The organism is Aquabacterium sp. (assembly GCF_048860245.1).
Lineage (GTDB): Bacteria > Pseudomonadota > Gammaproteobacteria > Burkholderiales > Burkholderiaceae_C > Aquabacterium.
Genome location: NZ_JBLIZW010000115.1, coordinates 1 through 25745, shown reverse-complemented (window position 1 = coordinate 25745; position 25745 = coordinate 1). Strand labels below are relative to the sequence as shown.

Annotated in this window: 29 protein-coding genes; 14 read left to right on the top strand and 15 right to left on the bottom strand. The window is 61.8% G+C overall.

Annotated features, from left to right (window positions below; genetic code table 11):
• Nucleotides 1–3 precede the first annotated feature (3 nt).
• The 7 genes from ACMV18_RS12980 to flgB are packed head-to-tail and all read right to left on the bottom strand — an operon-like array spanning nt 4 to nt 5198.
• Nucleotides 4–675: a flagellar basal body L-ring protein FlgH gene (locus ACMV18_RS12980; protein WP_374256796.1), complete on the bottom strand. Its 672-nt coding sequence runs from the start codon at nt 673–675 to the stop codon at nt 4–6.
• Nucleotides 675–1457, bottom strand: a complete 783-nt coding sequence (flgG, locus tag ACMV18_RS12975; RefSeq protein WP_374256794.1) for a flagellar basal-body rod protein FlgG — start codon at nt 1455–1457, stop codon at nt 675–677. Before flgG ends, ACMV18_RS12980 begins: the two co-directional genes overlap by 1 nt.
• A gap of 52 nt (nt 1458–1509) precedes the next feature.
• Nucleotides 1510–2241 (bottom strand): flagellar basal-body rod protein FlgF, encoded by a 732-nt coding sequence (flgF, locus tag ACMV18_RS12970; RefSeq protein ID WP_420818190.1) that lies wholly within the window; start codon nt 2239–2241, stop codon nt 1510–1512.
• Between the two features lie 38 nt (nt 2242–2279).
• The gene (gene flgE, locus ACMV18_RS12965; RefSeq protein WP_420818189.1) at nt 2280–3578 is read right to left on the bottom strand and encodes a flagellar hook protein FlgE; all 1299 of its coding nucleotides are present in this window, start codon (nt 3576–3578) and stop codon (nt 2280–2282) included.
• A gap of 53 nt (nt 3579–3631) precedes the next feature.
• Nucleotides 3632–4285 carry a flagellar hook assembly protein FlgD gene (locus tag ACMV18_RS12960; protein ID WP_420818188.1) on the bottom strand — a complete coding sequence of 218 codons (654 nt, stop codon included), beginning with the start codon at nt 4283–4285 and terminating at the stop codon, nt 3632–3634.
• Between the two features lie 41 nt (nt 4286–4326).
• Complete coding sequence (gene flgC / locus ACMV18_RS12955; protein WP_374256787.1) at nt 4327–4737, bottom strand: flagellar basal body rod protein FlgC; 411 nt, start codon at nt 4735–4737, stop codon at nt 4327–4329.
• 23 nt (nt 4738–4760) lie between these two features.
• Nucleotides 4761–5198, bottom strand: coding sequence for a flagellar basal body rod protein FlgB (flgB, locus tag ACMV18_RS12950; RefSeq protein WP_374256785.1), 438 nt, complete (start codon nt 5196–5198; stop codon nt 4761–4763).
• Between the two features lie 169 nt (nt 5199–5367).
• Here flgB and flgA point away from each other — a divergent pair, with 169 nt between their 5' ends.
• The 3 genes from flgA to ACMV18_RS12935 all read left to right on the top strand — a co-directional run bounded on the left by flgA (nt 5368) and on the right by ACMV18_RS12935 (nt 6949).
• Nucleotides 5368–6102, top strand: coding sequence for a flagellar basal body P-ring formation chaperone FlgA (flgA, locus tag ACMV18_RS12945; protein ID WP_420818187.1), 735 nt, complete (start codon nt 5368–5370; stop codon nt 6100–6102).
• A 131-nt stretch (nt 6103–6233) separates the two neighbouring features.
• A complete protein-coding gene (gene flgM, locus ACMV18_RS12940) occupies nt 6234–6542 on the top strand; it encodes a flagellar biosynthesis anti-sigma factor FlgM (RefSeq protein WP_420818186.1) in 309 nt (102 codons plus the stop codon).
• Between the two features lie 23 nt (nt 6543–6565).
• Complete coding sequence (locus ACMV18_RS12935; protein ID WP_420818184.1) at nt 6566–6949, top strand: hypothetical protein; 384 nt, start codon at nt 6566–6568, stop codon at nt 6947–6949.
• Nucleotides 6950–6972: 23 nt separating this feature from the next.
• On the opposite strand, the gene recJ is transcribed toward ACMV18_RS12935, so the two are convergent.
• Entirely contained in the window at nt 6973–8691 is a 1719-nt protein-coding gene (recJ, locus tag ACMV18_RS12930; protein ID WP_420818183.1) for a single-stranded-DNA-specific exonuclease RecJ, read from the bottom strand.
• A gap of 51 nt (nt 8692–8742) precedes the next feature.
• Nucleotides 8743–9747: a hypothetical protein gene (locus ACMV18_RS12925; protein WP_420818182.1), complete on the bottom strand. Its 1005-nt coding sequence runs from the start codon at nt 9745–9747 to the stop codon at nt 8743–8745.
• 36 nt (nt 9748–9783) lie between these two features.
• Here ACMV18_RS12925 and ACMV18_RS12920 point away from each other — a divergent pair, with 36 nt between their 5' ends.
• The 4 genes from ACMV18_RS12920 to ACMV18_RS12905 are packed head-to-tail and all read left to right on the top strand — an operon-like array spanning nt 9784 to nt 12816.
• Nucleotides 9784–11037: a lipoprotein-releasing ABC transporter permease subunit gene (locus ACMV18_RS12920; protein ID WP_420818181.1), complete on the top strand. Its 1254-nt coding sequence runs from the start codon at nt 9784–9786 to the stop codon at nt 11035–11037.
• Nucleotides 11038–11047: 10 nt separating this feature from the next.
• On the top strand, nt 11048–11257 hold the full coding sequence (locus ACMV18_RS12915; protein WP_374256773.1) for a DUF2788 domain-containing protein: 210 nt from the start codon (nt 11048–11050) through the stop codon (nt 11255–11257).
• Nucleotides 11257–11940, top strand: coding sequence for a lipoprotein-releasing ABC transporter ATP-binding protein LolD (lolD, locus tag ACMV18_RS12910; RefSeq protein ID WP_420818180.1), 684 nt, complete (start codon nt 11257–11259; stop codon nt 11938–11940). Before ACMV18_RS12915 ends, lolD begins: the two co-directional genes overlap by 1 nt.
• A gap of 21 nt (nt 11941–11961) precedes the next feature.
• The gene (locus ACMV18_RS12905; RefSeq protein WP_420818179.1) at nt 11962–12816 is read left to right on the top strand and encodes a TatD family hydrolase; all 855 of its coding nucleotides are present in this window, start codon (nt 11962–11964) and stop codon (nt 12814–12816) included.
• Here the strand turns inward: ACMV18_RS12905 and ACMV18_RS12900 are convergent.
• Together ACMV18_RS12900 and ACMV18_RS12895 are read right to left on the bottom strand one after the other, a co-directional pair.
• Nucleotides 12798–13493 carry a phosphatase PAP2 family protein gene (locus ACMV18_RS12900; protein WP_420818178.1) on the bottom strand — a complete coding sequence of 232 codons (696 nt, stop codon included), beginning with the start codon at nt 13491–13493 and terminating at the stop codon, nt 12798–12800. The genes ACMV18_RS12905 and ACMV18_RS12900 overlap by 19 nt on opposite strands.
• Nucleotides 13490–14029 carry a DNA-deoxyinosine glycosylase gene (locus ACMV18_RS12895; RefSeq protein WP_420818177.1) on the bottom strand — a complete coding sequence of 180 codons (540 nt, stop codon included), beginning with the start codon at nt 14027–14029 and terminating at the stop codon, nt 13490–13492. The genes ACMV18_RS12900 and ACMV18_RS12895 overlap by 4 nt, the downstream gene beginning before the upstream one ends.
• A gap of 27 nt (nt 14030–14056) precedes the next feature.
• On the opposite strand from ACMV18_RS12895, the gene ACMV18_RS12890 reads away from it, so the two are divergent.
• Both ACMV18_RS12890 and ACMV18_RS12885 read left to right on the top strand, forming a co-directional pair.
• Nucleotides 14057–14830 (top strand): methyltransferase domain-containing protein, encoded by a 774-nt coding sequence (locus tag ACMV18_RS12890; RefSeq protein WP_374256766.1) that lies wholly within the window; start codon nt 14057–14059, stop codon nt 14828–14830.
• Nucleotides 14827–16641, top strand: coding sequence for a GspE/PulE family protein (locus ACMV18_RS12885; protein WP_374256764.1), 1815 nt, complete (start codon nt 14827–14829; stop codon nt 16639–16641). Before ACMV18_RS12890 ends, ACMV18_RS12885 begins: the two co-directional genes overlap by 4 nt.
• Here ACMV18_RS12885 and ACMV18_RS12880 read toward each other — a convergent pair whose 3' ends face one another.
• Nucleotides 16642–17289, bottom strand: coding sequence for a response regulator (locus ACMV18_RS12880; protein WP_374256762.1), 648 nt, complete (start codon nt 17287–17289; stop codon nt 16642–16644). It abuts the gene before it with no gap.
• A gap of 197 nt (nt 17290–17486) precedes the next feature.
• Here ACMV18_RS12880 and surE point away from each other — a divergent pair, with 197 nt between their 5' ends.
• Genes surE through rlmD form a run of 4 tightly spaced genes read left to right on the top strand, consistent with a single transcriptional unit; the run spans nt 17487 to nt 21579 of the window.
• On the top strand, nt 17487–18236 hold the full coding sequence (surE, locus tag ACMV18_RS12875; RefSeq protein WP_374256760.1) for a 5'/3'-nucleotidase SurE: 750 nt from the start codon (nt 17487–17489) through the stop codon (nt 18234–18236).
• Nucleotides 18233–19132, top strand: coding sequence for a protein-L-isoaspartate O-methyltransferase family protein (locus ACMV18_RS12870; protein ID WP_420818175.1), 900 nt, complete (start codon nt 18233–18235; stop codon nt 19130–19132). Before surE ends, ACMV18_RS12870 begins: the two co-directional genes overlap by 4 nt.
• 43 nt (nt 19133–19175) lie before the next feature.
• The gene (locus ACMV18_RS12865; protein ID WP_420818174.1) at nt 19176–20099 is read left to right on the top strand and encodes a peptidoglycan DD-metalloendopeptidase family protein; all 924 of its coding nucleotides are present in this window, start codon (nt 19176–19178) and stop codon (nt 20097–20099) included.
• 52 nt (nt 20100–20151) lie between these two features.
• Nucleotides 20152–21579, top strand: coding sequence for a 23S rRNA (uracil(1939)-C(5))-methyltransferase RlmD (rlmD, locus tag ACMV18_RS12860; protein ID WP_420818173.1), 1428 nt, complete (start codon nt 20152–20154; stop codon nt 21577–21579).
• 71 nt (nt 21580–21650) lie between these two features.
• On the opposite strand, the gene ACMV18_RS12855 is transcribed toward rlmD, so the two are convergent.
• From ACMV18_RS12855 to ACMV18_RS12845, 3 genes are all read right to left on the bottom strand, one after another.
• Nucleotides 21651–23420, bottom strand: coding sequence for a PhoH family protein (locus ACMV18_RS12855; protein ID WP_420818172.1), 1770 nt, complete (start codon nt 23418–23420; stop codon nt 21651–21653).
• A gap of 286 nt (nt 23421–23706) precedes the next feature.
• Nucleotides 23707–24186 carry a peroxiredoxin gene (locus tag ACMV18_RS12850; protein ID WP_374256752.1) on the bottom strand — a complete coding sequence of 160 codons (480 nt, stop codon included), beginning with the start codon at nt 24184–24186 and terminating at the stop codon, nt 23707–23709.
• Between the two features lie 100 nt (nt 24187–24286).
• Complete coding sequence (locus ACMV18_RS12845; protein ID WP_420818171.1) at nt 24287–24667, bottom strand: Mth938-like domain-containing protein; 381 nt, start codon at nt 24665–24667, stop codon at nt 24287–24289.
• Nucleotides 24668–24779: 112 nt separating this feature from the next.
• Between ACMV18_RS12845 and ACMV18_RS12840 the strand changes: the two genes are divergently transcribed.
• A partial coding sequence (locus tag ACMV18_RS12840) for a pyridoxal phosphate-dependent aminotransferase (RefSeq protein ID WP_420818170.1) occupies nt 24780–25745 on the top strand: 966 nt, incomplete at its 3' end.

The window sequence follows — 25745 nt, the reverse complement described above, 5'->3', positions numbered from 1 at the left end:
TCTTTAGAACGGCGAAATGCTCAAAAAGAAGCGGGCAAGCCAGCCTATTCCCTGCACATCATGCTTGGCGCCTCGTCCTGTCTGCTCCACCCTGACGTTGGCGACCTGGGTCGAGGTGACCGAATTGCCGGGTTGAATGGTGTTGGGGTCGACCTGTCCGGAGAACCTCAGGATGTCGACGTTCTGTCCGACGCCAATCTGCTTTTCGCCCGAGACAATCAGGTGTCCGTTGGGCAGGACTTCGACCACGGTGGTGGTGATCGTGCCGGTAAAGGTATTGGTGGCCGAGGTTTTGCCCGTGCCGTCGAACTTGTTGTTGTTCGAGCCCGTGGCGCCCAGCTTGGCCAGTTGCGTGGCGTTCATCAGCGGCAGGGCAGAGATGGACGCATCCAGCGAGGCCTTTTTCTCAATGGTGCTGGTGTTTTCTTGCTTGGCGGAAATCGACTCGCTGATCACGATGGTGATCACGTCACCGACCATTCGGGCGCGCGGGTTTTCGTACAGGGGACGATAGCCTGCACCCTGAAAGATGGCGCCGTTGTTGGCGGGCACATAAGCCTGGGGCGACGGACGCGCCTGTGTGGGTTCGACCACGTCGACTTTGGGGGCGATGGTGGCTGCGCAGCCGCTCAGAACGATGCAGGCGGCCAGCGACGATCCGAGCAGCTTGTTCATCACATTTGTCCCAGCTTTTGCAGCATCTGATCCGAGGTCTGGATGGCCTTGGAGTTGAGTTCGTAAGCGCGTTGAGTCTGAATCATGGTGACCAGCTCTTGCACGACGTTCACGTTGGAGGATTCCACGTAGCCTTGGGAGAGTGAGCCCAGATTGGAGGTCGTGGGCGCGCCGGTTTGCGGTGCCCCCGATGCCGCCGTTTCGGCAAACAGGTTTTGCCCCTTGGGATCCAGCCCGGCCGGATTGATAAAGGTCGCCAGCTGAATCTGCCCCAAGGTCTGCAGGGCGGTTTGCCCAGGCAGGGTGTAGGTGATGGTGCCGTCGTTGCCAATCGTCAGATTGCTGGCTTCGCGTGGCACGGTGAAGCCGGGCGCCAACGGGTAGCCATTGTTGGTGACGATCTGGCCCGTCGAGTCCAGTTTGAACGAGCCGTCACGGGTGTACTGCGTGGTGCCATCCGGCATCGAGATCTGGAAGAAGCCCTGGCCCTGGATGGCCACGTCCAATGTGTTCGAGGTCTGTTGCAGCGTGCCTTGTGTGAACTCGCGCGCCGTGGCCACCGGACGTACGCCCAGGCCGACCTGCAAGCCCGTGGGCAATTGCGTTTGCTCCGAGCTGTTGGCGCCGCTTTGCCGCAAGTTCTGGTACATCAGGTCTTCAAAGACCGCATGAGACTGCTTGTAGCCGTTGGTCGAGCTGTTGGCAAGGTTGTGAGAGATGTGGTCCAGCTGGGTTTGCTGGGCTTCCATGCCTGACTTTGAGACCCACAGGGAACGCATCATGGCCGTACTCCTTTGACTTCAATCGAGTCGATTGGCTGCATCATGGGGCGGATCAGCCGCCGGCACTCAGTAATTGAGCGGCAGCTTTCTCGTCCTGTTCTGCGGTCTGAATCATCTTCATCTGCGTTTCGAACTGTCGCGCAGCCGCGATCATGGACACCATGGTTTCGATCGGGTTGACGTTGGAGCCTTCCAGTGCCCCGTCTTGCACCCGGGCCGTGGCATCCGCAGGCAGCTCAGTACCGTCTGCCGATCGGAAAAGACTGTCTTCGCCCCGAACCAGTTTGGCTTCCGGGGTGACCAGTTTCAGCTTGCCCACGCCCACGACTTTGCCGTTGGTTTGGCGGGCACTCACTGTGCCGTCGGGGGCGATGGAAGGGGTGGTGTTGGTTGGAATGTTGATGGGGCCACCATCGCCGATCACCGTCAGGCCGCTTTGTGTGACCAGGTTGCCTTCGGCATTCACCTGAAAAGAGCCTGCGCGTGTGTAGGCCTCTGTGCCGTCCAGACCTTGAACGGTCAACCAAGACTTGCCTTGCGGGGCTACATCCAGCGCTCGGCCTGTGAAGGTCAGGGGGCCCGAGGTGTCGTCGTAGCCTACGGTGGTTTCCAGTCCGTACACGCGGGTGCTGGCCCCATCGCCACGGACGGGCACCGCGCGCATGGCTTGCAGTTCGGCGCGGAAGCCGGTGGTGCTGACGTTGGCCAGATTGTTGGACAGCACGTCCTGGCGCTGCATGTTCATCTTGGCGCCAGCCATGCTGAGGTAAATCATGCGGTCCATGGTGTCTGTCCTTTACTTCGTCGAAGCGCGCCTCAAGATCAGCGCAGGTTCACCAGGGTCTGCAGCACCTGGTCCTCGGTCTTGATCGTCTGCGCATTGGCTTGATACGTACGCTGGGCCACGATCATGTTGACCAACTCACCGGTCAGGTCCACGTTGGATTCTTCCAGCGCGCCCGCTTGCAGCAGACCGTACACGCCAGAGCCCGGCGCACCCAGCGGCAGAGGCTCACCCGATGAATTGGTGGGCTTCCATTCGTTGTTGCCAACGGGCTGCAGGCCGTTCAGGTTCTTGAAGTCGGCCAGTTGCACACGGGCGATCGATTTGGACTGACCATTGGTGTAGCGCGCCTTCACGGTGCCGTCGGTTTCAATGATGAAATCCGACAGGTTGCCCTCTGCATAGCCGCCACCACTCAAATCGGTCACGGCGTAGCTGCCGGCGTATTCGGTGACGTTGGTCAGGTCCAGGCCCAGTGTTGGGAAGTTGGCGCCGTTGTCACCGCCTGGGAAGTCGGTGATGGTGAAGGTGCCTCCGCTGACGACTTTTCCGCTGGAGTTGAACTCCAGTGTGGTGACGGGCAGGGGGTAACCAGTTGTCGCGTCTTTGCTGACCGAGGCGGCATTCGTGTTGCCGTCGGCGCTCATGTACACCTCCCACTTGGCGTTGGTCACCGGGGTTGTGGACGGGTCGGCGTCTTGCGTCTTGCGGAAGTAGTAATTGACCGCCACGGGCGCACCCTTCGTCCCATAAATGGTTTGGGAGGTCACGAAGTTGTACGACTTGGAATCATCCAGGCTGATGCCACCTGTGGTCGCGTTGTTGCTGGGCAATGACGCGCTTGCATTCAGGTTGGCCGTCATGTTGATGCTGGTCGCGGCCTGAGGTGGGGAGCTGTCGTTGGTCAACTGAATGGGGTAGCCGGCCGGGCCGGCGGGTGCGCCGGTCTCATCCAGAGCTTGCCCCAGCAACTGGTGCTTCTCGTTGTTGATGATGTAGCCCTCAGCGTCACGCTTGAACTGACCATTGCGCGAATAGACCGTTTCACCCTGAGCGGTTTTGAGCGCAAAGAAGCCTCGACCATTGATGGCCAAGTCCAGGTTGTTGGCTGTGGTGGTGATGTTGCCCTGCGTGAATTGCTGAGCCACCGCGCCAATGCGTGCGCCGATACCGATGTTGTTGCTGCCGCCGCCACTCAACGACGCCGCGTACATGTCCGAAAACTCGGCGCGAGATGCCTTGGCACCATAGGTGTTGGCATTGGCCACGTTGTTGCCGATCACTTCCAGGCTCTTGCTGGAAATGTTCAAACCGGAGAGACCTTGCTGGAAGCCCATGATGATGTCCTTTCAGGGTGACTGCGCTGTATAGGGTGATGACCGATGAGCGATCAGGAAATGGCCTTGACCTTGCTGTAGGCGGTGCTGCCGCTGTTGCTCAACTCGAGCGTCAGGTTCCCGTCGGTGGTGTTCACGGCTTCAACCAGGTCCGTCATCAGCGGCGTGGACTTCACGGCCGTGTTGTTGCTGGTGGCGGTGATCTTGAATTTCAGGTTGCTGGTGTCGGTGCCGGATGGCGGCGTCCAATCGAAACTCTGGCGACCGGCCGCCTTGCCGGTCTGCGTGATGCTGTCCACAACCGTGCCCGCCGAGTTGACGATGTCGATCTGCACTTTGGTTGCGGCCGATGCCAGTTCATACCCGCCGCCGGCTTTACCTGTGGTGCTGTTGTAGGCCAGTTGATTGCCTTCCAGCAGCACCGCATGCCCGACCAGGCTGGCACCTTGCAGCAACTGCATTTGCGTCAGATTGCTGCTCAGAGTCGTGACGGTGGTGTTCAGTTTGTCGATGCCGGTGACCGTGTTGATCTGCGCCATCTGGCTGGTCACCTGGGCGTTGTCCATCGGGTTGAGCGGATCCTGGTTCTGCATCTGCGTCACCAGCAACTTCAGGAAGCGGTCCGAGGCATCGGTTGACGATGTCGCACTGGTGGATGTGCTGCTTGTGCTGGCGGCGCTGGTGCCGGAAACTGCGGTCGTGCTCATGGCGGTTCCTTATTCAGATGAGGCTGATGACAGGGAAGGGCTTAGCTGCCCTGGCCCATCTGCAAGGTTTTGCTCAGCAGTGTTTTGGCGGTGTTCATCACCTCGATGTTGTTCTGGTAAGAACGCGAGGCGGCGATCATGTTGACCATCTCTTCCACAGCGTTGACGTTGCTGTAGGTCACGTAGCCCTCGGCATCGGCCTGAGGGTGCTTGGGGTCGTAGGTCCGGCGACCGGGCGTGTTGTCTTCGGTGACTTTGCTGACGGTGACACCTGCGGTACCCACTTCGCCCATGGGGGTCGTGGTGAAAACCACCTGACGAGCCTTGTACGCAGAGCCGTCAGGACCGGCCACGGTGTCCGCATTCGCCAAGTTGGATGCGACGACATTGAGTCGCTGCGATTGCGCGCTGACGGCGCTACCGGAGACATTGAAGATTTTGAACATCGACATGGGGCTCTCCTTCTGTCACTGTCTTATTGACCAGTGATGGCCGTGTTGAGCGTTCGCACCGTCGAGTTGATGAAGCGCAGCGTGGCTTCGTAGTGCACGGTGTTGTCGGCAAAGTTGGCGCGCTCGCGATCCATGTCCACCGAGTTGCTGTCGAGGTTGGTTTGCGCAGGCGCGGCGTAATTCATATCTGGGGCGGTGCGGCTACCCGCTGGCTGGCCATCGCGGTTGAGGTGCCCGGTGCCGCTGGTCGCCATTTGAAGTTTTGGGGTGCTCAAAGCATTGCTGCCACTGGATGCTTGTCCGGTGGCCTGACGCAGGGCCTGGGCAAAATCGAAATCTCGTGCGACGTAGCCGGGGGTGTCCGCATTGGCAATGTTGCTGGCGATCAGACGCTGACGCTCGGAGCGCAGATTGAGCGCTTCGGCCTGGAAATTCAGCGAGTCAGTGAGTCGGTTCAGCATGGTGTGGCCCTCCGCGGTGGGCTGGTCTATCGAGCAATGGCTGACACCTCAATGCAGCCTGACCCCGATGGTGATCGTCTGGCGCGAAAACATGAGCCGGAATAAACAGTCTTTCAGGCTGTATTTCTTTGCCTAGGTGCGTGGCGTGGCTTCGTACATTGGATGCACCATGAAAAAGCTGCTCATCCACTTGCTGATGTTCTGCGTGGCCAGCGCCCTGTCGCTGACAGTCGCAGCGCAGCCTGTGGGCAGTGATGCTTCAGGGGCCGATGCCCTCGGGGCCTACGTACAAGATTTGCTGGCCAAGCAGCAGACCACATTGAAAGCGCCAGTGGGGCAGAAGCCCTGGCGGATTGAAGTGGTGTTGGGGCAGTTGGATCCGCGACTCAAATTGGCGCCTTGCAGCAAGGTGCAGCCCTTCATGCCGGCGGGCTCGCCCATGTGGGGGCGCACCCGTGTGGGCCTGCGTTGCGAGCAAGGTCCGGTTCGGTGGAGCGTGTTTTGGCCTGTGACCGTGAAGGTCTGGGGTGAAGCATTGGTTCCCGTGACGCCGTTGCGTCCAGGCGTGCCGGTGGTCGCCGCTGATTTCCGCCTGGCCGAGGTAGACCTTGCCGAGAAGACGTCGCCAGCCGTGATGCAACTCAGCGAGGTGGTTGGACGGACAGTGCTGCGGCAAGTGGAGCCAGGCCAGAGCGTGCGTCAGGATGATTTCAAGGCCCGGCGATGGTTTGCTGCCGGGGACCCCGTACAACTGAAGGTGCGCGGGGCAGGCTTTGCCGTCGCGGCCGAAGGCACAGCCCTCACCCATGGAGACGAAGGTCAGTGCGCCCGCATCCGCATGGATAATGGTCGCATCGTGTGCGCCCAACCTGTTGCAGAACGTGTCGCTGAACTCATATTGTGATACCGTTGTCCCGCATCCCGGAAAATCCCCCGTACCTGCGGGGTATGCCCATTTGGGCATTAAAGTCTGGTTCTCGCTCGCCGATAAGGCCTGTGTGAGCACCTGGAACTGACCGGGGCAAGGAGTACATCATGAAGATTGGCAACCCATTAGATAAGGCGTTAGGCGGTATCGCGCCCCGCACCGAGGGGGCCACCACGACGACCTCGTCCAGCAAGGCGAAGTCATCGGATGGGGGTATTGGCCAGAGTCCAACCGTCACACTGTCTGCTGCAGCCGCTGGGCTGATGGCCGGTCAGGCCGGCGATTTTGACGCGGGCAAGGTGTCCAGCGTCAAGCAATCCATTGACGACGGCACTTACGAAGTCAATGCGGAAGTGATCGCTGACAAGCTGATCAGCAACGCACGCGACTTGCTGCAACCGCGCCAAGCTGCTTGAGCCTGATCTGAAAGAAAGCTGGCATGGATCGTCACTCTGTGCATGACCGAGTATTGGCGCGTGTTGCTGATATTCAGTCATGCCTTGACGCCTTGGATGCGGCTTTCGTTTCTGCAGATCCCATTCAAATCGAGGCGCAAAGCCTTCGATTTCAAAAAAGCCTGTCCGAATCGCTGGATGTTTTCAGCGAAGCCGCGCGGGCCGGTGTTGCGCCCTTGTCGCCAGAATTGCGGCAGCGCCTGATTCAAGTGCAGACACGCATTCAGGGGCAACAAGCCGCTGTGCATCAGGCCACGGGTTCATTGGGGCGCACCTTGGGGGCTTTGTTCCCTGACCAGTCCTCCGACACCTATGGCTCGCTTGGGCAGTCGCCTGCCGCTCGCGCGCTGAACAACGCCTATCGTTGAGCCTGCCTGAGCCTTGCTCAGGCTCAGTCGGCGGCGCCCTCCACCACCATTTGCACCCGCTGCCGTCCCTGGAACTCATCCAGATTGAGGCGGAAAGCCAGTTGCGCTTGGGCGGGCAAGGGCTCCGTGCGACCAAACCAGATGCCGTCTCGGACTTGGCCTTGAACGCGCAAACTGAGTTTCAGGTGTCGTTCGCCCACCAGACGTTGCCCCAGCACCTCCACGTGGTCACTGAACACGGGCGCATCAAAGCCCGGGCCCCACACGGCGGCATCCAGTTGGGCCACGGTTTCTGGCGTAAACCATTGCGCGTCCAGTGGGCCGTCGGTGGCCAGTTGACGTGCCAGCAAGCTGGCATCCAGACCGTCGTGCGCAATGCGAGCTAAAGCCTCTTCAAAGGTGTCGATGTCTTCTTCGGCAATCGTGCATCCTGCGGCCGCGGCATGCCCCCCAAATTTGCGCAGCAAGCCTGGGTGGCGCTTGCTGATCAAGTCCAGCGCGTCTCGCAGGTGAAAGCCCGGAATGGATCGGCCGGACCCTTTCAGAAAACCATCCTGTCCCAATGCAAACACAAAGGTCGGGCGGTGCAAGCGGTCTTTCAAACGTGATGCGACGATGCCCACGATCCCTTCGTGAAAGTCGGGATCGAACAGGGTCAGGGCAGGGGGCGGATCGCCTTCCGGCATCAAAGACTCCAGAAGGGATTCGGCGTGCTCACGCATGCCGGATTCCAGATCCCGACGTTCCCGGTTGATGGCATCGAGCTGTTGCGCCAGTGTTTGCGCCCGTACCGGATCATCGGTCAGCAAACATTCGATGCCCAAGCCCATTTCGGCGAGGCGTCCGGCTGCGTTGACGCGCGGACCGATGGCAAAGCCAAAGTCCTGACTGGTGGCGCGGGATGGGTCTCGGCCTGCCGCCGCATACAGTGCAGCCATGCCGGCTTGCATGCGGCCCGCCCGAATGCGTTTGAGCCCTTGCGCAACCAGTCGCCGATTGTTGGTGTCGAGCCGCCCGACGTCGGCGATGGTCCCCAGCGCCACCAAGTCCAGCAGCGCATCAATGCGGGGCTGGTTGCTGGCGTCAAACACGCCCCGTTGGCGAAGCTCGGCTCGCATGGCCAGCAAGATGTAGAACATCACGCCCACGCCCACCAGGGCTTTGCTGGCGAAGGGGCAGCCTGGCTGGTTCGGATTCACGATCACATCGGCTTCGGGCAGGCTCACCTCACCGTTGTCCAGCACGACCGGCAAATGGTGGTCGGTGATGACCACACGCATGCCCCGGCTGCGGGCCAGGCGAACGGCTTCGTGACTGGCCATGCCGTTGTCCACCGTGATGAGCACATCTGCCCGCTGAGCCTGAACCAAATCCACGATGGGGGGCGTCAGCCCATATCCATGCACCGCACGATCGGGCACCACATAGCTCAGCTGATGCGGCTGCGCCCCCAGCATGCGCAAACCTCGCAGACCCACGGCACAGGCGGTTGCGCCATCGCAGTCGTAGTCCGCCACGATGCACAGACGCTGGCCTTGCGAGATGGCGTCCGCCAGCAAGATGGCCGCTTCCTTGGCCCCCAGCAGATCGCTGGGGGGGAGCAGGCGAGCAGGGCTGTCATCCAGCTCCTCCATGGCTTGAATGCCGCGTGCTGCAAACAGGCGAGCCAGAAGAGGGTGTACGCCAGCTTGTTCCAGCGACCAGGCGGAGCGTGGCGGCACGTCTCGTGCGGTGAGTTTCATGACGTCCTTGTCGGGCAGGGGGCTGTAACGGATGAGGGTGGTGCGGCGGGCTCAAAGCGCACGCAAATGGCTGCTCAGTGGCTGTGGCTTGGGTCGCCACAGCCGCTGGATGCCTTGCCAGCACGAGCGAACCCAGCCCGCTGCAGGCACCGTGGCGAGTGTGACGGCTTGACGCTCGCCACACATCGTGAGTTGAAAGGGCTCCTCCCGGTCCAGCCGCTCACAAAGCGGCCCCAGGACGTCTCGATCCAGTTGCGTCCACGCCTCCAGCCAACTGGGCATGTCGTCCGTCAACAGGGCTGTACGGAGTTGGGGGCACACGTGGATGTGTTCCGGTACTGCCTGGACCTGAGGGGGGCGACCCACGCCCGATAGCCAAAATGAATTCACAGAGGGCAGCCCCGAGGCTTCTCTTTCATCATTGATGGGGTGTTGATACAGCAGCATTTGCACCTCACTTTGCAGCCGGCGCAGGGTGCGTGCCTGAGGATGATCGGTCAGCCAGACATCGGGGTTGCGGCCCACCACACGGTCCAGCGAGGCCGTGGGCAGCCCTTCCAGCGTCGGATGTGCGGCGTACCAGCGGGTGGGAGCGCCCCACAGCAGGGTCCAGCCGTCCTCCTCAAACAGCGGACGAATGGCCTCCATCAGCGCCTGGGACGCTGTGGGACTCAAGTCGAGCGATTCGGGATCCAGCAGCGTCAGGTGGTCGCGCCCCATCAACCAATGCCCAGGGCTCAGCAGGCCCCAAGCCTTGTCCGGGTCCAGTGTCAGGCCATCTTGCCGGGCCCACCAACTGGCCCAAGGCTGATGACCGTCATCCAGGGGCCAGTTCATGGCGGTCGCCAGCACGCGCTCGTGTGGCATGGACAGGGCGTATTCGTCGCCGATCTGCGTTGAAAGGGGGCGCAGTTGTTCTAACAGCCGACGCAGATGCGGCAGCGGCAATCGATCCAGGTGAGGCAGAGCCTGTACGCAAGGCTCGGACAGACTGGCCGCATACGGGATGACCCAGTGCGGGGGGGCAACAGAAGACGACAAAGAAGACGCAGGCATAAGGCGGGATTATCGAATGAGTACACTTCCCACACCATGAACTTGCCTTATGAATGGCGCGTGGGCTGGCGATACACGCGCGCCAGCCGCTCTGCACGTCGCAACGGTTTCATTTCTTTCATCTCCGGGGTGTCCATTTTGGGCATCACCTTGGGGGTGGCGGCGCTCATCATCGTGCTGTCGGTGATGAATGGTTTCCAAAAAGAAGTGCGTGACCGCATGCTCTCTGTCGTGGCCCACATTGAGGTGTACGACGCCTACGGAAGCCAGTTGCTGGACTGGCAGGCGGTTGCCAACCAGGCGCGGCAGAACCCGGCCGTCATCGGTGCAGCGCCTTTCGTGCCGGCTCAGGCCCTGATCGCCCGCGGCGAAGACATGCGCGGCGTGATGGTGCGCGGCATCGTTCCGGCCGAAGAAGCCTCGGTCACGCCTCTCGCTGCGGCCATGCAAAGCACCTTTGCCCGCCTGCAAAGCGGACAGTGGGGCGTGGTCATTGGCGAAGAACTGGCCCGATCGTTGGGCGTGCGTGAAGGTGATCCGCTCACCGTGGTGGCGCCCAGCGGGCAGGTGACGCCGGCGGGTGTGGTACCCCGGCTCAAGCAAGTCACCGTGGTGGGTGTGTTCCATGCCGGTCACTACGAATATGACAGCGGCCTGGTGCTCATGCATGCCGACGACGCGGCGCGTTTGTTCCGCACCGGTGGCCCGACGGGCGTGCAGCTCAAGCTCAAAGACGCGCAACAGGCCCGCACCGTGGCCAACGAACTGGCCCAGTCCCTGGGGGCACAGTACATCGTGCGCGATTGGACGCACACCAACCGAAACTGGTTTGATGCCGTTCAGGTCGAAAAGCGCATGATGTTCATCATCCTCACGCTGATCGTGGCCGTGGCGGCTTTCAATCTGGTGTCCACGCTGGTGATGACCGTGACCGACAAGCGTGCGGACATCGCGATCCTGCGCACGTTGGGTGCCAGCCCCCGTTCCATCATGGGCATTTTCATGGTGCAGGGGGCCATGTCGGGCATTTTGGGTACGCTGGGCGGACTCGGTCTGGGTTTGCTGGTGGCCTTCAACATCGACGTGATCGTGCCAGCCATTGAACACATGCTGGGTGTGAGCTTCCTGCCCGGCAGCATCTACCTGATCAGCAAGATGCCCTCTGATCCGCAGTGGTCAGACATCGTCCCGATTGGGCTGATTTCGCTGGTGCTGTCTCTGGCGGCCACCTTGTACCCGAGTTGGCGCGCCAGTCGCGTTCAGCCCGCCGAAGCACTGCGTTACGAATGAACGGTTAGATATGTTTGGTTTGACGGAAGAGCAAATTGCGCATTGGGGCATGACGATTGGCGTGAGCGCCTTCATCCTCTACATGATGTTCATCATCTTGCAGCTGGCGCGTGAGTCCAAAGCGGGCAAGTTCGGCACCTTTGTCCTGTTCCTGGTGCTGGGCTTCGGTGTGCTCGGTTTTGTGGCCAAGAACATCATTGCCTGGTTGCTGAACATCTGATGAACACGGACACCCCCATCCTGCTTGCTCAGGGCCTGGTCAAGCGCTTTCACGAGGGCGCGCTGGATGTCACGATCCTGCAGGGCGTTGATCTCAAGGTGCAACGCGGACAAACGGTCGCGATTGTCGGTGCCTCGGGTTCAGGCAAGAGCACGCTGTTGCATTTGCTGGGCGGACTGGATGCCCCCTCCAGCGGAAGCGTCGCGTTGATGGGCCGGGACCTCTCAGGCATGAGTGCGGCCGAGCAAGGCGTGTGGCGCAACCAGCACCTCGGCTTCATCTACCAGTTTCACCACCTCTTGCCCGAGTTCAGTGCGCTCGACAACGTGGCCATGCCGCTGATGATCCGTCGTCAATCACTGGCTCAGGCACGCGAGCAGGCACACCTGTGGCTGGACCGGGTCGGGCTGGGGCACCGCGTCGAGCATCGTCCGTCAGAGTTGTCGGGCGGCGAGCGGCAACGTGTGGCCGTGGCCCGAGCGCTGGTGACGCAACCCGCTTGCGTTCTGGCCGATGAGCCCACCGGCAACCTCGATCGCGTCACGGCTGACACTGTGTTCGATTTGATGCTTCAGTTGGCGGCCGATCAAGGCACATCCGTGGTCATGGTGACCCACGACCCGAGTCTGGCGGCACGTTGCGCGGTGCGCCACCAGTTGGTCAGCGGTCGCTTCTCAGACTGAACCCGGCACGGCAGGGCGGCCATGTGGATCGACAGCCATTGCCACCTTGACGCGCCGGAGTTCGACGCAGATCGTGCCGCGGTGGCGTCCCGGGCTGTTGCTGCGGGCGTCGGCATGGTGGTCATTCCGGCGGTGTCCACTCGGACCTTTGACTCAGCGCGCGAGGTGGCCGTCCAGTCGCGGGGCGCGTATGCCCTGGGTATTCATCCCCTGTATGTGGATCACGAACCGGACGACGCTTTGCATCAGCTGCGTGTGGCCTTGGCGGCCTCGGTGGATGACCCGCGTCTGGTCGCCGTGGGCGAGATCGGACTGGATGCGTTCATCCCTGCTTGGCAAGATGCGGCGCACCGCGCACGCCAAGAGCATTTCTATGCGGAACAGTTGATCCTGGCGGCTGAGCATGGCCTGCCCGTTATCTTGCATGTCCGCCGCAGCGCCGACATCTTGCTCAAGCATTTGCGACGTTGTCGAGCGGCGGGGCGGCCCATTGCGGGCGGCATTGCGCACGCCTTCAATGGCAGCGTGCAACAGGCGCTCGCCTTCGTCGAGTTGGGCTTCAAGCTTGGATTTGGTGGGGCGATGACTTACGACCGTGCGCTGCAAATCCGGCGCCTGGCAGCCGATGTGCCCGCAGAGGCCATCGTTTTGGAGACCGATGCGCCAGACATCCCGCCGCATTGGTTGTACCAAACCGCAGCGCAGCGCGCGGCAGGGGCGCACAGCCGCAACGAGCCGGCTGAGCTCCCCCGCATGGCCGAAACCTTGGCGTTGCTGCGCGGCTGGACCCTGGCGCACACCGAACAGCAAACCGAAGCCAACACCCTGGCCGCTCTGCCCAAATTGCAGCGACTGGTTCAGCGGCTGTCTTCCTGACCGATCTGGAGCCAGTGGGCAATGGCCCACACCAGCAGGGCCCAAGCCGCACCGGCCATCCAGCCTGCGGCCACGTCAGACGCCCAGTGGACACCCAGATAGACTCTGGACACGCCCACCAGCCCGCTCAGCAAGGTGGCCACGCTCATGGCGTACAGGCGCAGGCGAGTGCGTGGCGCCAATCGTGCGATCAGCATGGCCAGTGTCAGAAACACGATGGCCGACATCATGGCGTGACCGCTGGGGAAGCTGTAGCCGCCCGCCAGCGTGCCGTGAAAGCTCAACTCGGGGCGTTCACGCATGAAGACCCCTTTCAAGGCCGTGCTGGTGGCCCATCCGCCCAAACACGACAGCGCAGACAGCCATGCCATCCGGGTCTGACCAGCCAACAGCAAATATGCCCACACCACCGTGCCGACCAGGATCAGCACCGTGGGGCTGCCCAGCGCGGTGATGTCGCGCATGACGTCCGGCAGCCACGCTGGGCCCCATGCGCCGCCATCGGCTCCTGCTGACCGGCACCACTGAAGAATCCATGCGTCAGCAGCACGCGTGGCGCCACGGGTCATGCCGTTGGCCAGCGCCAGAAAGCCCCATAAGGTGCCGGTTGCCAGCCCCAGAGGCCACAGCAGTTGGGCTTCGACGTTGTGGCGAAGTCGGTGCAACACTCTTTTCATGACGCCACACCTGCCTGAATGAACACCTCTCGCCATGCCTGGAGCTTGCGCTCGAAAGACCACGAGGCGTTCGCAGGGCTGGTGGACGGCAACTTGAAAACCGGCAGCCCCAGAGCCCGTGTGATCTTCATGTGCCGAGCGGACTCGCCACCGTTGTGTGCAATGGCGCGCAAGTGCGGTGATCGCGCCATCCATCCGGGCAGGTCATTCAACTCGGCGGCCTCAATGGCGCTGTCGAGACTGCCCTCGCGCTGGCATCCGGCGTACACGTCCCAAATGGCCACACCATGAGCCTGAACGATCGGAAGACGGTCGTCATAAGGGAGGGATGACAACGCAGCCGCCCCATGCAGTCCCCAAATGGCGGACAGCAGCGGCCAGAAATGGTTACGCGGATGCGCGTAGTACTGCTGCGATGCCAAAGACGCCACGCTGGGGAAGCTGCCCAGAATCAGAAGTTTGGCGTCGGCGCGCCAGATCGGTGCCAGTCCTTGCAGGCGTGGCGATGACGCTGTTCGGGATGAGGTGCAAACCATGCCCGCGACTGTGCCACACTCGCCGGCGTGAAACGGAAACCTACCTTGCCCGAAGCCACGATCTCCGAAGAGCGGGGCGTGCGCTATCTCCACCTTGAAACGCCCTGGATTCAAGGCGCCATGCGCATCCGACAGCCGCAAAAGCTGGAGTTGGAGTACATCCAGCGCATGATGTCCTGGCTGTTGCTGCGTGACCCTGCCGAGCTGTCTGAAACGCGGTGCCTGCAATTGGGCCTGGGCGCATCGGCCATCACCAAGTACTGCCACAGCGTCTTGCGACTTCCGACTACCGCGGTCGAGATCAATCCGCAGGTCATCGCTGTGTGCCGCAACTGGTTTCATTTGCCCGACGACGATGAGCGACTGACCGTCATTCAGGCGGATGCCGCGCGCTATGTCACCCACGATGACCATGTGGCCAGTGCCGACGCCCTCTGTGTGGACCTGTACGACCACGAGGCCGCCAGCCCGGTGCTGGACGACGAGGACTTCTATCGCGCATGCTGGCGCGTGCTCGATGACGGGGGCGTCATGACCGTCAACCTGTTCGGGCGAGATGCCAGTTTCGAGCGCAGTGCCGCGCGCATTCAGGCAGCGTTTGGCGAGCACCGGGTTGCCAAGCTCAAGCCCACCACGGACGGCAACACCATCGTGTTGGCATGGAAAGGGTTTGACCTGCCCGACCGTGACACCTTGGTGCAACGTGCAGAAACTTTACAAGCACGCTATCAGTTGCCTGCGCCAAAATGGGTCAAGCTTCTGTCTACGTTTCAGACCTCACCGCGCCCTGCCAAGACATGACCGCCGCCGCCTCGTCTTCTGCCGTTTCAGCCCCATCTGCTGCGCGAGCGGCCAGTCCACACAAAGGCTTGCTGGATTGGCGGTTGCTGCTCAATTGGCTGACCGAAGACAAGGTGCTGTCACCACAGGATGCCCAGACGGTGGCGCAGCGTTTTGCTGCAGGTGACAGCGCGCAGCATCCCCTGGTGCGGATTGCCGGACTGGGCCTCAAGCGCGCCGACACGTCGGGCACGCTGGACCTGGAACCCCTCACGGAATGGCTGGCTCGCAGAGTGGGGCTGCCCTACCTGCGCATCGACCCGCTCAAGGTGGAAGTCTCTCGTGTGGGCGACATCATGTCCATCAACTATGCCGAGCGGCGCCGTGCCTTGCCGGTGCAGTTCGGGCTGCATGACATCACGATTGCCACCTGCGAGCCGCTGGATACAGCCTGGGTCGAGGAAATCGAGGCGCACACCCGCAAGACCGTCAAGCTGGTGGTGGCCAGCCCGCTGGACCTTCAGCGCTATCGCACCGAGTTCTACACCTTGGCGCGTTCCGTCAAGGACGCCAACAAAAAGTCCGGCGACTCGGTGGCGCACAATTTCGAACAGTTGGTCGAGTTGGGTAAGTCCAACCGGCAACTGGATGCCAACGATCAGGGCATCATCCAGGTCGTGGACTGGTTGTGGCAGTACGCGTTCGACCAGCGTGCTTCCGACATCCACCTCGAGCCTCGTCGGGAAATGGGCGCCATGCGCTTCCGCATTGATGGCGTGTTGCACACCGTTTATCAGGTGCCTCTGTCGGTGATGCAGGCCATGGTCGCGCGGATCAAACTGCTGGGCCGCATGGACGTGGTGGAGAAGCGCCGCCCGCTGGACGGCCGCATCAAGACGCGCAACCCGGGTGGCGACGAAGTCGAAATGCGTTTGTCCACCATGCCGACGGCATTTGGCGAAAAGCTGGTGATGCGGATTTTTGATCCTGACAACACCATCAAGTCATTCGATGCCCTTGGCTTTGCCCAGGCCGAAATCCAGACGTGGGAACAACTGGTGGGCCGTTCGCACGGCATCATTTTGGTGACCGGTCCGACGGGCTCAGGTAAAACCACGACGCTGTACTCCACGCTCAAGCGCGTGGCGACCGATGAGGTCAACGTCTGCACCATCGAAGATCCGATCGAAATGATCGAGCCTGCGTTCAACCAGACGCAGGTTCAGTCCACCATTGACCTGAACTTTGCGGATGGCCTGCGGGCCCTGATGCGTCAGGACCCCGACATCATCATGGTGGGTGAAATCCGTGACCTGGAAACCGCTGAAATGGCGACGCAGGCCGCGCTCACCGGGCACCTGGTGTTCTCGACCCTGCACACGAATGATGCCGCCTCGGCCATCACACGGATGACCGATCTGGGTGTTCCCGGCTACCTCATCAGTGCCACGGTCATTGGCGTGCTGGCTCAGCGTTTGGTGCGCACACTCTGCCCGTCGTGCAAACAACCCGATGATCAACTCGATGCAGAAGCTCTGGCCGATGCGATCAAACCTTGGCGCCTCAATGGCAAGCTGCAACCGTACAAGCCTGTCGGATGCCTGGACTGCCGCATGACTGGCTTCAAGGGCCGAGTGGGCTTGTACGAGTTGCTGCCCGTCACCGAGGGCGTTCGCGCTGCGATGCATCCCGAGATCGACATGCGCAAGATCCGGCAGACGGCAGCACGAGAAGGACTGCGTCCCCTGCGCCTGTCTGGCATCATGAAGGTGGCCGAGGGCCTCACCACACTGGATGAGGTGCTGCGCAACACCCCTCAGTGGGAAACCTGATCAAGCCTGCTGGCTTGAAACGTACAGCTTTTTGTAGACGGCCTTGATGTGGTCGTTGACGGTGAACCATTTGAGGCCCATCAGCGACGCAATCTCTTTGACCGTGAAGCCTTTGCTGAGGTAGGTCAGTACATCGGCTTCACGTTGCGTCAGCGCTTCCGCTTCTGGCAGGGCGGGGCCGCTGTGGCTGCCTTGTTCACCTGCGCGGAAATGCGTCAACAAACGGCGAGCGATCGCAGGCGACAGCGGGGGATGACCTCGCACGATCTTTTGCAACTCTTCCACCAGAATCTCGAAGCGGTCTTCCTTGAGCAGGTAACCGTGAGCGCCCATCTGCAGGGCAGGGTAGAGGTGCTCGTCGTCCGCATACAGCGTGGTGACGATGCGCGTGGCCGGGTAGGCCGACAACTCGCGCAGCATTTCCAGGCCGCTGCCGTCTGGGAGTTCCAAGTCAACCAGAATCAACTGATAGGGCGCCGGGCCGACCGGCGCACGGTTGCCTGCGGCATAGCCCAATTCGCGACGGGCGGATTCCAGGTCGGCGACCTCGGTGATCTCGCTGACATCGCTGAGACTTTCGTGAACCACCTTGCACAAGAAGCCTCGTGCAACGGGGTTGTCTTCCAGAATCAATACCTTGACGGTCATGGCGGTCCTGCCGACGCAGCCTTTGTGAAAACTGCTGTGGTTGTGCTGATACCTCTTGGGGATCAGTGCGTTGGAGTTGGCCCTGCTGGGGTGCTGTTGCGCGACATTATCAGACGATGGCCCCATCCCGCTACGGCCGAAACCCGAGACTGGGGTGTTTTGTCAACGCGACGACACGACGCTTCTACAATCACCGCATGCGAATTCTGATTGCCAACGACGACGGGTATCTGGCCCCGGGGATTGCCGCCTTGGTCGAGGCGTGCCAAGGCCTTGGCACGATCGATGTGTTTGCGCCTGAGCGCAACGCCAGCGGCACGTCCAATGCACTGACTCTGCATCAGCCCTTGAGTTTGCACACGGCGCCCAATGGCTTTCGCTATGTGAGTGGCACGCCTTCTGACAGTGTTCATTTGGCACTGACGGCCGGTCTCATCCCCAAGCCTGATCTGGTGCTGTCCGGCATCAACAACGGCGCCAACATGGGCGACGACACCTTGTACTCCGGCACCGTGGCTGCAGCGACCGAGGGGTATCTGTTCGGGATTCCCGCCATCGCCTTTTCGCTGGTTGACAAAGGCTGGGGCCATCTGGATGTGGCGGCGCGTGTGGCGCGCCGGGTGATTGACCACGTGTTGGCACATCCTCCCGCCAAAGCGCCGTGGTTGCTCAACGTCAACATTCCCGCCATGGCCACGGCCGATCAGGCGCCTTGGGCGATCACCCGACTGGGCCGTCGCCATGCCAGTTTCCCAGCCGTCGCGCAAGCCAACCCACGCGGCGATCTGTTCTACTGGATTGGCCCAGCCGGTGAAGCACGCGAAGACGGCGAGGGAACGGACTTCCATGCCGTACGCAGCGGGCAGGTCTCCATCACCCCGCTGCAAGTCGACATGACCGATCATCAGCGTCTGCCCGCCTGGCAGACTTGGTTGGAGCCCAGATGAGTCAAAGCCCATCGGACCGCAAGCCACGACGCTTTCCGCTGCAACTGGATCAGCTTGCAGCCAGCCGGTCTCATGGGCCTCGTCCTTCGTCTTCATCCGGGGTGCGCGTTCCCCCCAACGCGCCTGAGCTGTTGAGGCCCCAGGCCCATCTGCAAGCCGTCGAGCGTGAGCGCCGCCGGCAACACGCACCACAAGGCCTCGGTCTGGATTCGGTGCATGTGCGCCGACGCATGGTGGAGCGCTTGATGGCCGATGGCATCAGTCATGCGGGTGTGCTGGAAGCGTTTGCTGCCGTGCCGCGACACCTGTTCGTGGACACCGCCTTGGTCAATCAGGCGTACGAAGACACCAGCCTGCCGATCGGCTTGGGGCAAACGATCTCCAAACCCTCGGTGGTCGCCGCCATGATGCAATTGCTGTGTGTCCGCCCCGGTTTGAATGGCGCCGAGATGGGCGTCACGCCCGCGCGGCCCCCTCTCGGGCGCTGCCTGGAAATTGGCACGGGCTGCGGGTACCAGGCTGCCTTGCTGGCCTACTTGTCCAGCAGAGTGGTGTCGATCGAGCGTTTGCATGATTTGCATGCCAAAGCGCGCACCAACCTGGAGCAAATGCGCACGGCCCTGCCACAATGGCCCGAAATCCGTCTGATCTACGGCGATGGCATGGTGGGGCATGCGCCCCATGCGCCCTACGACACCATCATTGCGGCGGCGGGCGGATCGGCTTTGCCTCAGGCCTGGGTGGACCAACTGGCGCCAGGTGGGCGGTTGGTGGCCCCCACGCAAGAGGGGGCCGGGCAGGTGTTGACCGTGCTGGATCGCTTGCCGGATGGCTCTTTGCAATACAGTCGTGCCGGTGCGGTCTTGTTCGTCCCCCTAAAATCTGGCACCACGTGATCTGGAATGACGCCACGTTCTGGTGGCGTCATCGAACCTCTACATGTCCATGACCTCTATCTGTCGTCTGGCCTCCGCTCTGGCCGTTGTGGCTGTGCTGGCCGGTTGTGCATCTTCCAACCATCGTGCGCCGGTGGATGATCGGGTTCGCTCAGGCCCTGCGCCTGCTGCGCCCATCACTTCGTCGCAGCCCGTGCGCCTGCCGCCAGGCGCTGAAAATGCTGGCAAGCCCGGTTACTACACCGTCAAGCCCGGTGACACGCTCATCCGAATTGGTTTGGAAACAGGCCAGACGTGGCGGGACATCGCCACCTGGAACAGTGTCTCCAACCCCAATCTGATCGAAGTGGGTCAGGTGCTGCGTGTGGTGCCGCCAGTCGCTGAGGCTGGGACTGCTGCGGCCCCGGTGGCTGCGGCCAAGCCCATTGCGTCGTCTCGCATTGAAGCGCGTCCGTTGGAGTCCGGTAAGCCTGCATCGGCTGCCTCCGGCGGTGCCAAGCCGACTCCACCTGCGTCGTCGTCCAGTGCCGCGTCGTCGGCAGCGCCTGCCTCCGATGCCCGTGACACATCCAAAGATGCCAAGGACAGCAAGGACGCTGACGAACCTGCCTGGATCTGGCCCGCCAACGGCGCCATCATCGGCCAGTTTGAAGAGGGCAAGCGCAAGGGCGTCGCCATCGCGGGCAAGGCGGGTGATCCCGTGGTGGCTGCGGGTGACGGCCGCGTGGTGTATGCCGGCTCCGGTTTGCGCGGCTACGGCAACCTGGTCATCATCAAGCACACCGGCGACTACCTGACGGCCTACGCTCACAACCAGACCTTGCTGGTCAAGGAAGACCAGGTGGTGCGCAAGGGTCAGAAGATCGCCGAAATGGGCGCCACCGACGCGGATCGGGTGCAACTGCACTTTGAAATCCGCAAGCAAGGCAAGCCGATTGACCCGGTCAAGCAGTTGCCCACGCGTTAAGTCGATGCAAGCCGGTTTTCGGATCGGCCCAGAGTCCTGAGACAATCGGGGGATGAGCGAATCATCCCCCTTTTCTGTTTCTGCCGCCCCCGCTGAAGCCGAGGTGGCACCCGTTCCGCCGCATCTGGAGTGGCTGAAGGTGGAATCCCTGGATCTTGAAGCCCAGGGCGTGGCCCACCGTGCCGATGGCAAGGTGGTCTTCATTGAAGATGCCTTGCCCGGCGAAGAGGTGCGCGTCAGCGTGACCCGCCGCAAGAACAACTGGGAGCAGGCCACGATGACCGACCGTCGTCGTGACAGCTCGCAGCGTGTGACGCCGAAGTGTGAATTCTTCGGCTTGTGCGGCGGCTGCAAGATGCAGCACTTCCATGCCAGCGCCCAAGTGGCCGTCAAGCAGCGCGTGCTGGAAGACAACCTGTGGCACTTGGGCAAGGTCAAGGCCGAAACCCTGCTGCGCCCCATTGAAGGACCCGCGTGGGGCTACCGCTACCGTGGCCGCCTGTCGGTGCGTTACGTGGCCAAAAAGGGCACTGTGCTGGTGGGCTTCCACGAGCGCAAATCGCGCTACGTGGCCGACATGCGCACCTGCGAAATCCTGCCCCCGCACGTCAGCCGTTTGCTGATGCCGCTGCGCGAGCTGATCGGCAGCATGGACCAGCGTGACCGTCTGCCCCAGATCGAGGTGGCGGTGGGCACGCAGGTGACCGTGCTGGTGCTGCGTCATCTGGAGCCCTTGACTGCCGCAGACACGCAGCGTCTGCTGGACTTTGCCGCCCAACACAGTCCCGCTGAAGGCGGCCAGGAAACCTTGTCCTGGTGGTTGCAGCCCAAGGGCCCGGATACTGTCCACCCGCTGGACGAGTCGGCGCCCAAGCTCGATTACACCTTGCCCGAGTTCGGCATCACCATGCCGTTCAAGCCGACCGACTTCACGCAGGTCAATCACGCGATCAACCAGGTGTTGGTGGGGCGTGCGCTGCGTCTGCTGCAGGTGCAAAAGAGCGAGCGGGTCATTGACTGGTTCTGCGGTCTGGGCAACTTCACGCTGCCCTTGGCCACCCAGGCGCGCGAGGTGCTGGGCATCGAGGGCAGCGAAACCCTGGTGGCGCGTTCGCGCGAAAACGCCCGTCACAACGGCGTGGCCGAGAACACCAGCTTCGTGGCGCGTAACCTGTTTGAAATCACGCCGCAAGAACTGGCAGGCTACGGCCATGCCGACAAGTGGCTGATCGACCCGCCGCGTGAAGGTGCTTTCGCCTTGGCCAAGGCACTGGCTGACCTGCATCAGGACCCGACGCTGGTGCCGGACTGGGTGCCGCCCCAGCGCATCGTGTACGTCAGCTGCAGCCCCAGCACCCTGGCGCGTGACGCTGGCTTGCTGGTGCACCAGGCCGGCTACCGTTGCGTGTCTGCTGGCGCGGTCAACATGTTCCCGCACACGGCGCACGTGGAAAGCATGGCCGTGTTCGAGCGCGCCTGATCGTTCGCCACATCACCATGAAAAAAGCCGAGGCGTTGACCTCGGCTTTTTGTTGGGAGAAGGGCTGCGACTTACAGCACTTCAGAGGCAAAGTCCGCCAGACGCGAGCGTTCGCCGCGCGCCAGGGTCACGTGGCCACTGTGCGGCCAGCCCTTGAACTTGTCGACCGCATAAGTCAGACCGGATGAGCCCTCGGTCAGGTAGGGGGTGTCGATCTGCGCCAGGTTGCCCAGGCAGACGATCTTGGTGCCGGGGCCTGCACGGGTGATCAAGGTCTTCATCTGCTTGGGCGTCAGGTTCTGCGCCTCGTCGATGATGAGGAACTTGTTCAGGAAGGTGCGCCCGCGCATGAAGTTCATGCTCTTGATCTTGATCTTGCTGCGCACCAGTTCATTGGTGGCTGCACGGCCCCATTCGCCTGCGCTGGTGTCGCCGCGGGCGAGCACTTCCAGGTTGTCATCCAGCGCGCCCATCCAGGGCGACATCTTTTCCTCTTCCGTGCCGGGCAGGAAGCCGATGTCCTCACCCACAGGCACGGTCACACGGGTCACGATGATCTCGGTGTAGCGGCGCTCGTCCAGCACCTGCGACAGGGCCGATGCCAGGGTCATCAGCGTCTTGCCGGTGCCCGCCGACCCAGTCAGTGTCACGAAGTCGCACTCCGGATCCATCAGCAGGTTCAGTGCAAAGTTCTGCTCGCGGTTGCGAGCGGCCACGCCCCACACGGCATTCTTCTGGTGCGCGTAGTCCTTCAGTGTCCGCAACACGGCCGATTTGCCGGTGACTTCCGCGACCTTGCCATACCAGGGTGTGGCACCCGGGCTCTCCAGGTACACGAACTGGTTGACCATGAAAGCCGGCACCATCGGGCCGCTGACGCGGTAGTAAGTGGCGCCGCCTTGCTGCCAGCTTTCCATGCCTTTGCCGTGCCGCTCCCAGAAGTCCGAGGGCAGGGCGAGCACGCCGGTGTACAGCAGGTCGCCGTCTTCCAGCGTCTTGTCGTTGAAGTAGTCTTCGGCAGGCAGGCCCAGAGCGCGGGCCTTGATGCGCATGTTGATGTCTTTGGACACCAGCACCACATCGCGCCCGGGGTGGCGGTGGCGCAGCGCTTGCACCACGCCCAGGATCTGGTTGTCAGCCTTGCCCTGTGGCAAACCCATAGGCAGCTCGACCGCCAGACCGGTCGTCTGGAAGTACAGCTTTCCGCCGGCTTCCGTGTGCCCGGTCTTGGCGAGGTCAATGCCCGCAGCGGGATCGGCTTGCAGGCGATTGCTCAAGTCGGCTGCCAAAGCATCCAGGTCCCGACTGACTTGGCGAGCGTTGCGCGCCACTTCGGTCATGCCCTTCTTGTGCCCATCCAGCTCTTCGAGCGTGATCATGGGCAGGTAGATGTCGTGTTCGTCAAAGCGGAACAGCGACATGGGGTCGTGCAGCAACACGTTGGTGTCCAGCACAAACAGCTTGGGCGGGCCGTCGCTGGTGCGAACGCGGCGAGTGCCATTGACCTGCGGCTTTGCTTTCGGGGTCTTGGTGGGCGTATTGTCGACTGGCGTGGCCGCTGGCTCAGTACGCTCAGCCACCACCGGCGCGGCCAGCGTTTTACCTTTCTTTGCCGAACTCTTGCGAGGCGTATTGACAACGGCAGGTGCAGGCGCATCCATCGCAGGTGCCGCGGGCGGCGTGACCAACTCCAGCGTCGGGCTCAGTGCAGGTTCAATGGCAGCTTTGGCTTTGGAGACGCTTTGGGGCGCCTTGGTGGACCGGGCCGGTTTGGCTTGCGCGGTATACGCGTCATCCGGCAGCATGTCAGCACGTTTGGTGGGCGGCTTGGGCAGGGGCATAGGCAGGTCCGCAGTGGATGAATCAGAAACAAAAAAGGCCGCACAGGCAAGGTGCGGCCTTTGGCTGAGTCGTCTTGGTGCTGCCGGTGGCGCAGCAAGACAACGTGAGGGAAAGAGGTGAACCGAGTTGGATAAAGCTCAGGTGCATGCAAACCATTATGCACACTCCATGCCTGCTGTACGTTGTCTGCGTCATGGCATTGCCGGGTGTCTGCATGGCGCGACATCTGCGGGCATGAAAAAGGCGCCACATGGGCGCCTTGATTCAGACCGCGAGCGAATGGGCTCAGGCTGCTTCTTGCTTCATGCCTTGAACAGACTTCAGCACTTCTTCTACGTGGCCGGCGACCTTGATGCCGCGCCATTCTTCACGCAGCACGCCATCGGGGCCGATCAGGAAGGTCGAGCGCTCGATGCCCTTGACCTTCTTGCCGTACATGATCTTGTTCTTGACCACGCCGAACATGTGACACAGCTTTTCTTCCGTGTCAGCGATCAGTTCAAAAGGCAACTCCAAGGTTTCCTTGAACTTGTCGTGGGAGGCCAGGTTGTCGCGCGAGACGCCGAACACCACGGCACCAGCCTGGACGAATTCCTTGTGCATGTCGCGGAATTGCATGGCTTCAGTGGTGCAGCCTGGGGTGTGGTCCTTCGGATAGAAGTACAGCACCACGGTTCGACCGATATAGCCTTGGGGCGTGAATTTCACGCCGCCAGTCGCGACGGCCTCGAATTCCGGCAAAGGTTTGTTGAGGGCGGGTGTCATGTTCTAGAGATCAGCTACCTGCTTGAATAGCCTTCCATTATAAGCGGTTCGCAGCATCTCCTCGATATGGGGCTGCTCACCGGGAAGAGGGGGCGGCCGTTCACTCGTTCGACTCGATCAACAGTGCCGCCAGAACGCGGCGGCCTTCCGCTGCGAGCACGTTGAAGGTGCGGCACGCGGCCGTGGTGTCCATGGTTTCGACGCCGATGCGCGCACTCAGCAGCGCGGCGGTCAGCCGAGGGTGCAGAAACTGCTGGCGCAGGCCGGTCCCCAGAATGACCACTTCGGGTTGCAGTGCGGCCAACGCTTCAAAGTCCGATGCTTGCAGGGCCGAAGCGGTTCGAGGGTGCCAGGCTTGAACGTCGCCGGCGTGAGGGATCAGGACGCTGTGTGTGAAGCGCGTTCCGTTCACGGACACGGACTGTGTGTCACAGGCGTGGATGACATTGACGCCTTCGGCGCGGTCAGCGTGCAGTTTCATGGTGCATAAAAGGCAAAAAGCCCGCCCCATCGTCGTGCTCGGGGGGCTCGTGTGGGGAGCGGGTGTGGTTAAATTCTAGCTTTCCCTCCTTTCGTCCGTCCTGGAGTCCGTCTTGAAACCCGTTACCAAGTCCAGCAAACTCGCCAACGTCTGTTATGACATCCGTGGGCCCGTGCTGGAAAAGGCGCGCCAGATGGAAGAAGACGGGCACAAGATCATCAAGCTCAACATTGGCAACTTGGCGGTGTTCGGGCTGGAGCCGCCTGACGAAATCGTGCAGGACATGATCCGCAACCTGTCGGGCGCGGCGGGCTACACCGATTCCAAGGGCTTGTTTGCCCCACGCAAGTCGGTGGTGCATTACTGCCAGGAAAAGGGCATCCAGGGCGTCACGGTTGATGACGTGTACCTGGGCAACGGCGCGTCCGAGTTGATCGTGATGGCGCTCAATGCCATGCTCAACGAAGGCGACGAGGTGCTGTTGCCCTCGCCGGATTACCCGCTCTACACCGCAGCGGTGTCCCTGTCAGGTGGTCGTCCTGTGCACTATGTGTGCGACGAGGCCGATGACTGGAATCCTGACATTGCCGACATTCGCGCCAAGATCACGCCGCGCACCAAGGCCATTGTCGTCATCAACCCCAACAACCCGACGGGTGCGCTGTACCCCGAGAGCCTGTTGAAGGAAATCATCCAGGTTGCCCGTGAGCATCAGCTCATCGTGCTGGCCGACGAGATTTACGACAAAACCCTGTTTGACGGCAACACCCACACGTCCATGGCCTCGCTGGCCGACGACGTGCTGTTCCTGACTTTCAACGGTTTGTCGAAGAACTACCGTTCGTGCGGCTACCGCGCTGGCTGGATGGTGGTGTCGGGCGAAAAGCGTCATGCCAAGGATTACATCGAAGGCCTGAACATGCTGGCGTCGATGCGCCTGTGTGCCAACACCCCTGGTCAGTTGGCGATTCAGACGGCGTTGGGCGGCTATCAAAGCATCAAGGATCTGGTGGCGCCGAGCGGCCGTTTGTGCAAGCAGCGTGATCTGGCGTTCGAGATGCTCAACAAGATTCCCGGT